This is a genomic window from Rossellomorea sp. RS05 (assembly GCF_039822645.1).
GTDB lineage: Bacteria > Bacillota > Bacilli > Bacillales > Bacillaceae_B > Rossellomorea > Rossellomorea marisflavi_B.
Genome location: NZ_JBDKWY010000009.1, coordinates 57,393 through 70,985, shown reverse-complemented (window position 1 = coordinate 70,985; position 13,593 = coordinate 57,393). Strand labels below are relative to the sequence as shown.

16 protein-coding genes are annotated in these 13,593 nt (G+C 48.6%); 7 read left to right on the top strand and 9 right to left on the bottom strand.

The features are described 5' to 3' along the window. Positions 1–73: 73 nt before the first annotated feature. Together ABJ225_RS19000 and ABJ225_RS18995 are read right to left on the bottom strand one after the other, a co-directional pair. Positions 74–1,390, bottom strand: a complete 1,317-nt coding sequence (locus ABJ225_RS19000) for a Na+/H+ antiporter family protein (protein WP_218246601.1) — start codon at positions 1,388–1,390, stop codon at positions 74–76. A 224-nt stretch (positions 1,391–1,614) separates the two neighbouring features. Beyond that, the gene (locus tag ABJ225_RS18995) at positions 1,615–3,117 is read right to left on the bottom strand and encodes a leucyl aminopeptidase (protein ID WP_218246600.1); all 1,503 of its coding nucleotides are present in this window, start codon (positions 3,115–3,117) and stop codon (positions 1,615–1,617) included. Between the two features lie 156 nt (positions 3,118–3,273). On the opposite strand from ABJ225_RS18995, the gene ABJ225_RS18990 reads away from it, so the two are divergent. Next, positions 3,274–3,753, top strand: coding sequence for a divergent PAP2 family protein (locus ABJ225_RS18990; protein ID WP_218246599.1), 480 nt, complete (start codon positions 3,274–3,276; stop codon positions 3,751–3,753). A 12-nt stretch (positions 3,754–3,765) separates the two neighbouring features. Next, positions 3,766–4,554 carry a cobalamin-binding protein gene (locus ABJ225_RS18985; protein WP_218246598.1) on the top strand — a complete coding sequence of 263 codons (789 nt, stop codon included), beginning with the start codon at positions 3,766–3,768 and terminating at the stop codon, positions 4,552–4,554. Positions 4,555–4,620: 66 nt separating this feature from the next. On the opposite strand, the gene ABJ225_RS18980 is transcribed toward ABJ225_RS18985, so the two are convergent. The 4 genes from ABJ225_RS18980 to ABJ225_RS18965 all read right to left on the bottom strand — a co-directional run bounded on the left by ABJ225_RS18980 (position 4,621) and on the right by ABJ225_RS18965 (position 7,574). After that, positions 4,621–5,310, bottom strand: coding sequence for a 3D domain-containing protein (locus ABJ225_RS18980; RefSeq protein ID WP_218246597.1), 690 nt, complete (start codon positions 5,308–5,310; stop codon positions 4,621–4,623). 138 nt (positions 5,311–5,448) lie between these two features. After that, complete coding sequence (locus ABJ225_RS18975) at positions 5,449–5,766, bottom strand: YuiB family protein (protein ID WP_235563709.1); 318 nt, start codon at positions 5,764–5,766, stop codon at positions 5,449–5,451. A 152-nt stretch (positions 5,767–5,918) separates the two neighbouring features. Continuing rightward, positions 5,919–6,041 carry a YuiA family protein gene (locus ABJ225_RS18970; protein WP_159129969.1) on the bottom strand — a complete coding sequence of 41 codons (123 nt, stop codon included), beginning with the start codon at positions 6,039–6,041 and terminating at the stop codon, positions 5,919–5,921. 315 nt (positions 6,042–6,356) lie between these two features. Next, positions 6,357–7,574, bottom strand: coding sequence for an NAD(P)/FAD-dependent oxidoreductase (locus ABJ225_RS18965; protein WP_347321340.1), 1,218 nt, complete (start codon positions 7,572–7,574; stop codon positions 6,357–6,359). Between the two features lie 443 nt (positions 7,575–8,017). Here ABJ225_RS18965 and ABJ225_RS18960 point away from each other — a divergent pair, with 443 nt between their 5' ends. From ABJ225_RS18960 to ABJ225_RS18950, 3 genes are all read left to right on the top strand, one after another. After that, the gene (locus ABJ225_RS18960; RefSeq protein WP_251527475.1) at positions 8,018–9,016 is read left to right on the top strand and encodes an NAD(P)/FAD-dependent oxidoreductase; all 999 of its coding nucleotides are present in this window, start codon (positions 8,018–8,020) and stop codon (positions 9,014–9,016) included. Positions 9,017–9,123: 107 nt separating this feature from the next. Next, a complete protein-coding gene (locus tag ABJ225_RS18955; protein ID WP_347321339.1) occupies positions 9,124–9,765 on the top strand; it encodes an SDR family oxidoreductase in 642 nt (213 codons plus the stop codon). A 112-nt stretch (positions 9,766–9,877) separates the two neighbouring features. Continuing rightward, entirely contained in the window at positions 9,878–10,498 is a 621-nt protein-coding gene (locus ABJ225_RS18950) for a DUF6944 family repetitive protein (protein WP_347321338.1), read from the top strand. A gap of 73 nt (positions 10,499–10,571) precedes the next feature. Here the strand turns inward: ABJ225_RS18950 and ABJ225_RS18945 are convergent, their stop codons facing one another. Then, positions 10,572–10,934 carry a HesB/IscA family protein gene (locus ABJ225_RS18945; protein WP_053429313.1) on the bottom strand — a complete coding sequence of 121 codons (363 nt, stop codon included), beginning with the start codon at positions 10,932–10,934 and terminating at the stop codon, positions 10,572–10,574. A 150-nt stretch (positions 10,935–11,084) separates the two neighbouring features. Beyond that, complete coding sequence (locus tag ABJ225_RS18940) at positions 11,085–11,321, bottom strand: YuzB family protein (RefSeq protein WP_048007027.1); 237 nt, start codon at positions 11,319–11,321, stop codon at positions 11,085–11,087. Between the two features lie 306 nt (positions 11,322–11,627). Here ABJ225_RS18940 and ABJ225_RS18935 point away from each other — a divergent pair, with 306 nt between their 5' ends. Then, positions 11,628–12,695 carry an NAD(P)/FAD-dependent oxidoreductase gene (locus ABJ225_RS18935; protein ID WP_347321337.1) on the top strand — a complete coding sequence of 356 codons (1,068 nt, stop codon included), beginning with the start codon at positions 11,628–11,630 and terminating at the stop codon, positions 12,693–12,695. A gap of 70 nt (positions 12,696–12,765) precedes the next feature. Here ABJ225_RS18935 and ABJ225_RS18930 read toward each other — a convergent pair whose 3' ends face one another. Next, complete coding sequence (locus ABJ225_RS18930) at positions 12,766–13,086, bottom strand: YuzD family protein (protein ID WP_347321336.1); 321 nt, start codon at positions 13,084–13,086, stop codon at positions 12,766–12,768. A 243-nt stretch (positions 13,087–13,329) separates the two neighbouring features. Between ABJ225_RS18930 and ABJ225_RS18925 the strand changes: the two genes are divergently transcribed. Then, positions 13,330–13,569, top strand: a complete 240-nt coding sequence (locus tag ABJ225_RS18925; RefSeq protein WP_048007030.1) for a NifU family protein — start codon at positions 13,330–13,332, stop codon at positions 13,567–13,569. The last annotated feature ends 24 nt before the right edge of the window (positions 13,570–13,593 follow it).

Sequence of the window (13,593 nt, the reverse complement as noted above, 5' to 3'; positions counted from 1 at the left end):
GCTTTTGCTATTTGATTCAGGGTATGGTCCTTTGTCGATCTCCACAAAAAAAGAACCTCCGAAGAGATTCTCTTTAAAAAATCATGGCTGCAAGCCAGCCAAAGGCCACTAAAGGGATATTATAGTGTAGAAAAGTCGGGACACACGTATCCCAGATGTGACTATGTTGTCCATCGGCATTCAAACCGGCTGTCGGCCCAAGGGTGCTGTCTGAAACAGGGGAACCGGCATCGCCAAGAGCTCCTGCTGTTCCAATGATGATGATCGTCGCAAACTCACTGAAACCAAGTTCGACGCAAAGCGGTACGAAGATCGCAGTGATGATCGGAATCGTGGCAAACGACGAACCGATCCCCATTGTGACGATCAGTCCGACGACAAGCATGAGAAAAGCAGCAAGGGCTTTATTCCCTCCGATCATATCCACTGTCCCATTCACTAGCGACTCTACAGCACCGGTTTCCGTCAAGACGGCTGCAAACCCTGAAGCTGCAATCATGACGAAGCCGATGAACGCCATCATCTTCATACCGTCATTTAGAAGTCCGTCTGCTTCTTTCCACTTGAGGGCTCCCGATACATATAGCACGGCAATCCCCGCCAGTGCACCAAATATCATAGATTCAAGCAGGAGCTGTACAACCAGCGCGACAATAATGGATATCCCCGCAAGGATCATTGCACGCTTACTGTACACGACCTTCTCTTCCTCCACTACCTTCTCCGCTTCATCATACTGTCGTGGTTTGCGGTAGGAGAAGAAGACGGCGAACAAAAGACCGAGTACCATCCCGCCGACTGGCAGGATCATCGCTTTCGGAATATCTCCCATGGAGATGGCCATTCCGCTTCTCTCCATGTTCTGTGCAATGACTTCATGGAACTGAAGCCCGAACCCAACAGGAAGAAGGATATATGGGGCCGTGAGTCCGAAGGTAATGACTGTAGCAATCAGCCTGCGATCTATTTCAAGCTCAGTCATGACCCTGAGCAGCGGCGGGATCAGAATCGGGATGAAGGCGATGTGGATCGGAATAACGTTTTGAGAGAAACATGACATGATCAGAATCGCAAAAACAATCAATGCTTTTGACAACTTTTTCTTCTTTGATTCTCCGTTCCGGCCAACCATCTTCAAGACAAAATCCACCAGCAAATTGGGTATACCTGTATAGGATATGGCCACGGCGAACCCTCCCAACAAGGCATAGCTCAGGGCGATATTGGCTCCGCCGCTGATTCCATCTGAGAAGATCGAGACCGTTTCATTCAACCCGAGGCCACCGATGACCCCGCCTGCAAGCGCTCCGGCGATAAGGGCAAAAACTACATTCACACGCAGTAAACTAAGTATGAGCATGATGAGTACGGCAATGACGACTGCGTTCATAATAATGTCCTCCTTGAATCTATCTTCATGTTGCTTTAGTATGCTAAATTGGTAGAGTGATAAAACACGTTTTCTACTTTATCAACATAAAGGACGTTTGTCAACGATTATTCCTCTCATTATTATTCCCTCTTTCTTGGCATTCGAACCTGCCGTTGAGAGCCATACGCGCACTTACATCAACCCATACAAAAAAGGCCGACGATGGTCGGCCTTTTCATGTATTATTTCGCTGGTTCAAAGGACTCCACCATGAGGGCAAGGGTACGAACCATCACGCCCGTGGCACCTGATGGCCCGAGGTCATATGCTTTGTTGGTTGTAGCCGTTCCTGCGATGTCAAGATGCACCCAAGGAGTGCCTTCAGCGAATTCCCCTACGAATCCGCCTCCCATGATCGCATGCCCGGCACGGCCTGGAGAGTTGTTCAGATCCGCGATCTTGCTGCTTCTCACGCGCTTCTTGTCCCCTTCTGTGTATGGCAGCTGCCAGATGAACTCGCCTGATTCAGCAGACGCAAGCAACACTTGCTCAAAAAATGCTTCGTTATTGGTAAGGGCGCCTGTCTTATCTTCACCCAATGCAACGATGACTCCTCCTGTGAGCGTTGCGACATCCACGAGATAATTGGCCCCGTGATGCTTCGCATAGGTCATGCCGTCCGCCAGTGCCAAGCGGCCCTCTGCATCGGTATTCAATACTTCGATTGTCTTCCCGCTCATGGATGTGATGACATCGTCCGGCTTGAATGCTGCACCGCTCACCATATTATCGGTTGATGGGATGACGGCAATGACATTCTGTTCCGGCCTCGTCTCCCCGATGATTTCCATGGCGCCTAGGACGGCTGCGGCACCACCCATATCGGTCTTCATGCCGACGATGCCATCCTTCGGTTTAAGGGAATATCCTCCTGTATCAAAGGTAATCCCTTTTCCTACAAGACCGATGACATCTTCCCATTTCTCTTTCCCTGCATATTTCAGGACGATCATCTTCGGAGGCTCCACTGAACCCTGGTTGACTGCCAATAAAGCGCCCATTCCCAGATGCTCCATTTCTTCTTTATCCAGGATCTCCGCTTCGAAATCATATCGCTTCGCAAGCTCTAGGGCATACTCGGCGAGCTTTGTGGATGTAAGCAGATTTCCCGGTGTATTCACTAGTGTCCTTGCCGAGTTGACACCGTTTCCGAATGCCGTACCCACCTGCAGGGCCGTTTGGACTTCTTTATTATCCGAACCTGTGATGAACTCGACATCAGACGCTTCATAGTTCCGTTCATTTGATGATTGTTTATACCCGTGGAAGGCATAGGTTGCCATGGTGAAGGCTTCTGCCCATGCATGGGCTACGTCCTCTGCAGGGACTTCATCCGTTTCAAACGTATCGATCGCCACTGCAAATGAAGTTAGCTTCATCTGTTTGATCTGCTTGGCTGCCGCACCGAACGCTTCTTTCAGATCATTGAAAACCGCTTCCTTGGCCTTTCCAAGTCCGACAAACACAATCCGTTTCACGGAAAGCTGTCCTAGCGTATGTACAACGGTGATTTCTTTGGCAGTCGAAGAGATATCTCCTTCTTTGGCAAGCTGGGTGAGATGTCCACCCATGGCTTGATCTAGCTCTTTCAGTTCCCCTGAAAATTCAGGTTGATTATAGACCCCGACAATGAGGCCTCCTCCAGTTGTTTCAGTTAAACGCTTATTGTTGACTATATAATTCATTGTTCAACACCTCCTCCCTCATTATAGCCCGAGTGAGTGAACATTTCGACTATCTAAGCAAAAGCGTTTGGAAGTTAAGGTTAGGTGGATAAGGGTATGGTATAATGTAGTCAACTCAGAGTATTCAAAACATTAGAAAGGATGGGATTATTTTCCATGGAGATCTTTCATAATTTCCCCCTTTGGGCTTCATTGATTTCGATCTTGTTCGCCCAGTTCGTCAAGGTTCCCATCCAGTTCATCGCCACGCGGGAACTCAATTGGTCCCTCATCACGTCGACCGGAGGGATGCCGAGTTCCCACTCTGCCGCTGTCACCGCCCTTTCAACCGGGGTCGCAATCGAAAGCGGAGTGTCTTCACCGGTCTTTGCTGTAGCTGCCATGTTTGCCATCATCACCATGTTCGACGCCACAGGGGTCAGAAGGCAGGCCGGTGAACAAGCCATCGTGCTTAATCGACTCATGGGCGACTTCCAGAAGTTCATGACTGATGCCAAAGGTTGGCAGAACAAACCTGATCTGGAAAAACGGAAAGAGCTGAAGGAGCTGCTCGGTCATAAACCGATCGAAGTCTTCTTCGGGGGGATCACGGGAATCGTCCTTACACTGCTCATCCACTTTTTCATGTTTCAATAGGAGGAATGGTCAATGCGCCTCATATCCATATGCCCCAATAATACGGAGCTGATTGATGAGCTTGGGCTCACCCCTTACCTCGTGGGGGTTGACGACTACTCCGATCATCCGGAAGCCGTCCTATCCCTGCCCAGGCTCGGACCCGACCTATCCATCGATATGGATCGGGTCGAAAGCCTTCAACCCGATCTGGTCCTTGCATCACTTAGCGTACCGGGAATGGAGAAGAATATCGAGGAGCTAGAGAAACGGGGCATTCCCCATCTCACATTGAACCCTCAAAGCTTCAAGGATATAGCGGATGATCTCCTTGCCATCGGGCGCGCCTGCGGTATGGACGACTCCGACGCATCGACTAAGCGCAGACACTTCCTTCAAAAAGTCGAAGAGTTGAAGGCCATCAGCCAAGGCATCACCAATCGCCCTTCCTTGTACTGGGAATGGTGGCCAAAGCCCGTTTTCACTCCCGGCAGGACGAACTGGCTGACGGAGCTGAGTGACATGTGCGGGGCCGTAAACCTCTTCCGTGACGTCGAACTGGCTAGCGTCCAGACAGACTGGGAGGATGTCCTGTCGAGGGATCCCGATTATATATGCCTCGCCTGGGTAGGCGTGCGGCAGGATAAAGTAAAACCGGACCTGATCAAAAAGAGACCCGGATGGTCCTCCTTGAAGGCTGTTCAGGATGAGCGCATCCTCGTACTGGAGGAAGCCCTCTATTGCCGGCCTTCCCCCCTCCTGTTGAAGGGTGCGGTCAAGCTTGCAAAAATCCTGCACCCTGACGAATACGCCCATATGTAAGCGAAAGGATCATCGATCCCCACGGATGGAAAAACCGGCAGGAGCTCCTGCCGGTTTTGTCTTTACTCATTCTTTTTCAGGTGAAAGGATTTGATCCCTGAATACCTGCATGGTTTTATTTTCATTAAGCTTGGTCAACTGTTCTTCTGTGAGCTTACCTGAACCCTCTTCGATGATGTATACATCTAGGGTTTTCTTCCCCCATTGCGCATAAACCTCATCGACTGTATCGTAGTACAGATCAAGCTTGTTTCCTTTGATGGCACTTCCAGTGTCGGCGACCACGCCAAACCCGTAGTCAGGGATGTACAGAACCGTTCCGATCGGAAAGACCGTCGTATCAGCGGCTATGGTCGAATAAAGGTCACGTTTCACTTTGACGCCGGAGTATGTAATCCCATAGCCCGGATGGCCGGGATTCTTCCCCGTTGACTCCACCCCCGCCGTGTAGCCCGTCGCGACGACAGTATGCTTCTTATATTGATTCCAATCCAGCCCGTTCAGGGTGACTGGTTTGTCTTTCACAGGTTTACTCGATGAAATCTGGGTTTTGTTACTGCTCACTTTCTTAAGGATTTTTGCAGTCATCCCTAATTGATTGATCTCATGTTCCCCGCGCCCGGCGTTCTCCATCTGGGTCTCCCACCACGCTTTAAGGGTTGCAGCCTTGACGCCCGATACCGATTGGAATGTCGTCTCAAGGGCAAAAATGAACAATAGGACCATCAAAAGTCGTTTGCTCCAATTCTTAATCATGTATACACTCCTCCCACCCTTATTCCTTCCCATCCTGGAGGGCATGTATTCATAAATTGATAAAATAATCGAATTATCTCAAAAATTGGAAGCAAAAAAAGCCCGCCACCCGAAACTCACCCGGACGAACGGACTGTTTTAAAACATTCGATATCCCTTTGATCTCAATATCCTCATGACGACTCCTGAAAGGACCGCCCCTATTAAACCGCTTCCAAGAATCAACAGATCGGCTGAAGCCAAATGACTGATCCTTCTCCCTAGTTCAGGGAAGGCTTCCCCGGCGTTTCTGAAATAATCAATGAAACGCACTTCATCCACGATGAAAATGACGATGATCGGATAGATGATGGTCATGATCCATGTCATTCGGAGCAACATATTAAGCAGAAAACCGATTCCGAAAAACAGGACAAGAAACAGAAGCATTGAAATCAAAATGACGTGTATTGGCATTTCCCCACCCCCATCTAACACTGGCTCCATCGGCAGATTACACCTGTCATAGGAGCCAAACACTATTGTTAAGTGTACTGAATGTTGATGGAAGCGTCAATAAGACGAAGGAAAATTTCGACATTATTCACAAAATCACCACAACTGGTGGACTATTTTTGCTTGCCACTTCCACTGCAGCAAGGACAGGTTTCAGATCCGCCCAATACCAGCTGGAAATACCCTTTTCCCGAACAGTATTCACATGACTTTGTCTTCGTTGTACCAGCTCTCATCGAATCTCTCCTTTTTTTTCTTAATTTTCTGATAACATACCATCTTTTCCGATTCATGAAAAGGTTCCTATAAGGGGATGTACACCGAAGAAAGCGAATACATTTTATGTTTACTTTAAATATCTCAATTTTTCAAAAAGTTTGTTAGCTTATTTCACAAAATGCTTTCCTTGCTGGGAGCGTTCTATTTCATGCCTTTCCAAATCGTCCATTTATTCTTTTCTTCCAGTGGATTAAGTTCCTAGAACTTATGTATAAACGTTTCTACTCAAAAAAAAGCGGAGCAACAGAGCTCCGCTTTTTCAGCCAATCGGCTTAGAAAAATTTGAATTTCCCTTTTTTGAATACGAGTGATGGTCCGCCTACCATGAAGAGTGAACGGTTATCGATCACTTTTTTCATGAATGAAGCTTTCACACCAGTCAATTTCTTACCGTAAACAACACCGATTGCATCGTCTTCACCTAGTGAGCAGACAGTACCTTTGATGTCCGGCTTGAAGTTTTCCAACTGATCTTTACCGTGAACCAGTGCTACGATGTTGCGCGCACATGTTTCCCCTTGCTGCATGGCGATCTGTGCAGTCGGAGGATAAGGGCGTTCTGTTTCTTCGTTGATCATGAGTGAACAGTCACCGAGGACGAAGATATCATCATGTCCAGGTGCACGAAGGTCAAGGTTGACTTTGACACGGGCACGCATGTTTTCGATGCCTGATTTCTCGATGAGGGTGCTTCCGCGCACGCCTGCTGCCCATACGATGGTACCGGCTTTGAGTTCTTCGATTTCATCTTCACTTTTCGCAATAAGGACACTGCCTTCTCTTGCTTCTTTAAGCGGAGTTCCGATCGAGAATTCCACGCCTTTCTTCTCAAGTGCCGCACGAGCGTATTTCACTAGTTCCGGATCGAATCCAGGAAGGATCATCGGAGCAGCTTCCACACAGACGATGCGTACTTTCTTCTGATCGATATCGTACTCTTTGCATAGCTCAGGGACACGGTTACCAAGCTCACCTAGGAACTCGATTCCTGTGAAACCTGCACCACCGACGACGATCGTCAAACGCTCATCGTTGATTTCGCCTTCTGCTTTGTACGTAGCGAATTGGAGATCGATATGGTCACGGATCTGACGTGCACCATTCACATTGGAGATCGTGAACGCATGCTCGTGAAGACCTTGGATACCGAATGTTTCAGCTTCTGCACCAAGTCCGATCACAAGGTAATCATACTCGACATCACCCTGGTCCGTTACGACTTTCTTCTCAGCTACTTTAATATCTTCAACAGATGCTTGAAGGAAGTTGACCTTGCTAGTATTGACCACACCTTTGATATCGTAGCGTACACGATCATGATGCAGTGTACCAGCTGATGCTTCATGCAACCATGTTGTTTCATAGTGATAATCATTTTTATTCACTAGGATAATTTCTGCGTCATTCGTACCCAATTGTTTTTGAAGACGGGTAACCGTCATCAATCCAGCGTAACCTGCACCTAAAACGACAACTCTTGGCTTTCTCAACTGAATCACATCCACCTTTTATTTAGATTTGTGTAGGATAGTATTAGAATCCTCCACATGACAGGTTTTTATCCCGTAAGTCTCATCCATCTTCTTTTCCCTGGATCGATGGGAATCAAACGGCACAACACCTTTATTAAAACGGTAATGAATAATATAAAGACAAAGGAACAAGAAAGTATGTGACATCTTTCACGAACTAGGACATAAGACCGCGAAAATTGTCATAAATCCTTAACAATACGTCCATATAACATAATATGCTTTTTACTGCGGTTTTTCAAGATATTAAGGCTAAATAATAAACTTAAGAATATTGGAAAAACGACGGTTTTCTCATTCATAAGTCTGAATTATCGCCTGCCCCATTTCAAATCATAGGAAGAATGGAATGGCGTATGATAGAATACGTTATAATAAATGAAATTTCGGAGGGATCGCAAGTGAAGGAAGATCAAAAAGTATACGATATCACGGTCATCGGAGGAGGTCCTACAGGGTTGTTCACGGCCTTCTATGGCGGAATGAGGAAAGCATCCGTCAAAGTCATTGAAAGCCTGCCCCAGCTCGGCGGACAACTCGCCACCCTTTATCCTGAAAAGTACATATATGATGTTGCCGGATTTCCGAAGGTAAAGGCACAGGACCTGGTCAACAACCTGAAGGAACAGATGTCGAAGTTCGAAACGACGATCTGCCTCGAACAGGCGGTCGAACAAGTCGAAAAGCAAGGCGACGGCTGCTTCAAACTGACGACAGATAAAGAAATCCACTACTCCAGGACCATCATCATCACCGCTGGGAACGGAGCGTTCCAGCCGCGGCGCCTGGAGCTTGAAGGAGCACTGGAATACGAAGGGAAAAACCTTCATTATTTCGTGGATAATCTTGAATACTTCCGCGGCAAAAACGTCGCCATCTGCGGTGGCGGGGACTCTGCAGTCGACTGGGCCCTCATGCTCGAACCGGTGGCAAGCAAGGTACAGCTCATCCACCGCAGGGACAAATTCCGCGCTCACGAGCACAGTGTCGAGCTTCTGGAACAATCGAGCGTCGAACTCAAGACCCCGTTCGTTCCATCCGATCTGGTGGCAGACGGAGAACGCATCAACCAGCTTGTTCTCGATAAGGTGAAAAGCGAGGAAAAAGAAGTGATCGACTTCGACGAATTAATCGTGAACTTCGGTTTCGTCTCATCCCTCGGTCCGATCAAAGACTGGGGTCTGGATATTGAGAAAAATTCCATCGTGGTGAACTCCCGCATGGAGACAAATATCCCGGGAATCTATGCAGCTGGTGACATCAGCACGTATGACGGCAAGGTCAAACTGATCGCAAGCGGATTCGGCGAAGCGCCTACAGCCGTCAACAATGCGAAGGCCTTCATGGATCCAAAGGCACGGGTACAGCCTCTTCATAGTACGTCCATGTTCAATGATTAACCTCCTAAGGGCAGCAGGGAATCCCCCTGCTGCCCTTTTTTTGTTTAATCCGGGCGCCTTCGGGTAAAAAATAAGTATGAATCCATTTAGAAAGGGAGATCAAATCAATGAATGTATTAGTGATCGGAGCCAACGGCCATACGGGTCGTCTCATCGTAAAGGAACTCGCTCACAGTGAACAGCATTTCGTCAAGGCGATGATCCGCAAGACCGAGCAGGCAGAAGAAATGGAAAGCCTCGGCGCACGGCCGATTGTCGCCGATCTTGAAGGGGACTTCTCCTATGCCCTCGATAACGTGAACGCCGTCATCTTCGCAGCCGGAAGCGGCGGAAGCACCGGAGATGACAAAACTCGCGCCGTTGATCGGGAGGGCGCCATAAAAGCCATCGACTTTGCGAAAGAGAAAGGCATCGAACGTTTCGTGATGCTCAGTTCCATGGGAGCCGACAACCCTTCAAACGGACCTGAAGGCCTCCAATACTATCTGGAAGCCAAGGGGATTGCCGATGAACACCTCAAAGAGAGCGGGCTGAACTATACGATCATCCGCCCAGGTGCCCTTAGCTTTGATTCGGGAACAGGCAAAATCACGGCTTCTGAGTCCATTGCAGACAAAAGCAATGATATCCCCCGCGAGGACTTAGCAAAGGTCCTCGTCGAATCGATCACCACAGAGGAAACGTATCACAAAGTATTTGAAATCCTCGGTGGGGACGTACCAGTTGAGCAAGCCCTCAAGACCATATGACCAGCGGCCGCCTTCATAATGAAGGCGGCTTTTTCATGCATGGTTGGGTAGGTACCCATCCTGAATGGATTGAATACGATATAGCACTACATCCACTGATTGGGTTGATGACATGAGCAACGAATCCAAAGCCATCTTCGGGGCTTCCGTCACAGCGGTCGGTACCGTCATCGCCGCAGTGGGGGCCACCCCCTTCCGCGTCCTCTCCAAACCGTTCCGACTGGATTTGAGCGTCATCGGGAACGTCATGCAGGGAGTGGGAAACGGAATCGAGGCTGATACCCAGGAACCTTTTTCCCTCAGCCGGATCGGAAATGAAATCCAATCCCTCGGAAACTCGACGGTCGTCGCCGGCCTGATCATCAACTTTGACGATGAAACGAAGCAAAAACTGGTGATGACGGGGAACTGGTTCCAGGCACTGGGAGGAACCGCCGCCCTCGGACCGGAATTCAGTGAACCCGACCCCGATTTAAACGACGGCCTCTCAATCATCGGAAATATACTCCAAGTGACCGGAAACTCCCTACAGGCCATAAACGGCATCGAAAACCTAAAGAAGAGCAGGATTCAAAAGAAGCTTCAGTATCCTGATGACGGGGACGATGATGACGGAAGCTTCCGAACCTTTGATGTGGTCGGCAGCTGGATCCAGGCGACCGGCGCCGTCATTTCCCTGATCAGTACGATCGGCATCCCCGAATGCAGCCGGTTCGGGTATCTCGTAAAGTAAGACTATCCGGAAGATCCCACATAAAAATCCCCTGACCGGAGAACGATCAGGGGATTTTCGTTGTTTTTATGAATCAGCATTCCTCAGGCGTACCTTTATTATTGGCCGTCACGAACGATGATCCGCACCCGCATGACGCGATGGCGTTCGGATTATCGATGGTGAAGCCTCCGCCCATCATGGACTGCTTATAGTCGATCTTTGTGCCATTCAGGATGGCAGCGTCGTTTTTTGCCACGACCAGCTTGATGCCGTGCTGTTCAAGGAGGGTATCCCCTTCCTGCACGTCATGCTCGAATCCCATCCCGTAGGACAGGCCGCTGCATCCACCGCCTTTGACTCCTACGCGGAGCATGGCATCCAGCTCATCATGTTCCTGCATCATATCCTTGATCTGACCGGCGGCTGCTTCCGTCAGGTTGACGATTTCACTCATTACTTACACCTCCAGCACCTTATGGTATCTATAGTATACTCCTTTCTATTTTACTACTCAACCGAAGTGGATGCGCCAAAAAAAGGCTCACACTCTCCATTTATAATAGAAAGAAGAAAATGCCTCTCCGACTAGGGAGCAGGCATTGAATTAAAACATCGGGTTTTCTTCGAGGAATTGATATATTTCATCCACCAATCCCTGTGGTGTATCGCCTGTTACGACTTCCCCGTTAACGAGGGCGTACATGGATTGGGCACATTTGCCGCAGTACCCGAGACAGCCGTATTCGATGACATCGAGATTCGGGTCCCTCTCCAATATTTCAAGCGCTGCCTGCGCACCACTCGCAAGATTGCTGATACAAAATTCGATTATTGGTTTCAACGCGATCACCTCACTGCTGTTATGCTACCTTTTTTTATTTTAAACGTCAATCATTCGTCACTGATTGAATTGGTATAACAGATTGTGAACAATTTACCTTGTTTCTGTTGTGAAAAAGGCGTGATTTCGATATACTTTTAGTGACAAAAGGATTCGAATATATTATTCAAATGTAATTAGTCCTCATATTGAAAGTGCTTACTTCTATAGGGTCCTGTTCAAGGGTCTCTATGCACCCTGTTCTCTGGGGATAAAATCAACGCTACTGTGGCTATCATACTGTAGAGTGCAAAAGGGGAAATCTGTATGAAACATTTAGTGCTGCTCGGCGGCGGATATGGCAATATGCGCGTACTCCTTCGCTTATTACCGAATCAACTTCCAGAAGATGTATCGATCACCCTGATCGACCGCAATCCGTATCACTGCTTGAAAACAGAATATTACGCCCTCGCGGCAGGGACCATTTCCGATCACCATGTGAGGGTCACCTTCCCTGAGCATGAACGCCTTTCCTACATATATGGAGATGTGACACAGGTCGACATGGACACCAAACAAATCCATATCGCCGGCCAGGATTCGGTTTCATACGACGATCTCGTCATCGGATTGGGCTGTGAGGACAAGTTCCACGGAGTCCCTGGTGCTGAAGAGAATTCGTACAGCATTCAAACCATCGAGAAATCCAGGAAGACGTATCATACCTTAAATAGCCTTCCTGCGGGCTCCATCGTCGGGATCGTAGGGGCCGGATTGAGCGGCATCGAGCTTGCCAGCGAACTCCGTGAGAGCCGCAGCGATTTGAAGATCAAGCTCTTCGACCGCGGACCGCGTATCCTCAATGCGTTCCCGGAACGCCTCAGCTCCTATGTGCATGGCTGGTTCGAAGAGAACAACGTCGAGATCGTGAACAATTCCAATATCACGAAGGTGGATCCGACAATCCTTCACAATCACGAAGAGCAGATTCACTGTGATGCCATCGTATGGACGGCGGGTATCCAACCAAGCAAGGTGGTCCGTGACATGAATGTCGAAACGGATGCCAGTGGGCGTGTCGTCATCAGCAAATACCATAACCTCCCGAATGATGAGCATGTCTACATCGTCGGGGATTGCGCCAGCCTCCCGCAGGCACCGAGTGCACAGCTCGCGGAAGGACAGGCAGAACAAATCGTCACCATCCTGCTGAAACGCTGGGCCAATGAGCCCCTTCCCGAGACGCTTCCTAAGATCAAGCTGAAAGGGATCCTCGGTTCCCTCGGCAAGAAGCATGGCTTCGGTCTCGTGAATGAGCGTTCCATTACGGGTCGTGTCGCACGACTATTGAAGTCCGGTGTCCTCTGGATGTACAAATATCATAACGGATAATGGAAACGCCCGGTGATCCCGGGCGTTTTTCTTTATTGAAAAAAGCATTCCATCACGGGAATGCTTTCGTTCATACGGCCTTGTAACCATACTTCTCGAGCTCTGAATACACGTCTTTCAGGCGGGGATTCCCCTCTCCCACGATCGTCCCTTCCACCGTCACTACGGGATAAAAGAGATCTTCTTCGATCACACGTGCGGAAAATTCCTTGAAATGGTCATTCTCGGGAGGAGAATGGATATCGATATACGTGATGGTGAAGGGCTGTTCGGGGTACTTCCTCCCGATTGCGGCCTCCAGCCACTCGTACGTTTCTTTTGATGACGGCAGGTTCACACAGCTTGGACATGTGACTTCTGCTCCATACACACATAGTTCAATCGGTTTCATGGCAGACTCTCCTTTGGCGTGTTCCTATGACCATTTTACAAAAATGCCGGGTGATTTGGAACTCCAATTTTGACATTGGAGGTGTTTTTATCATATCTTGGTAGTAATCCATTTACCACCAGCGTGTGGAGATGACGGGATCGACGATCTATGCCACGAAAAAAATCACCATTCTTTTCAGGTTGATAGATTTTTTGTGGATATGTCATTATAATAGGAGATAAGGAAAGGAGTCGATCAAATATGACTGAACAAACAGATATGATGTCGTCCGTACAGGAAGTATTAGATAAATTGCGTCCGTTCCTCCTTCGCGATGGCGGTGACTGCGAGCTCGTCGACGTAGAAGACGGGATCGTCAAACTTCGCCTATTGGGTGCATGCGGAAGCTGCCCGAGTTCAACCATCACCCTCAAAGCAGGTATCGAGCGTGCCCTGGTTGAAGAAGTACCTGGAATCGTCGAAGTAGAACAAGTCTTTTAATGCAATGAAGAACAGCTCCGGACA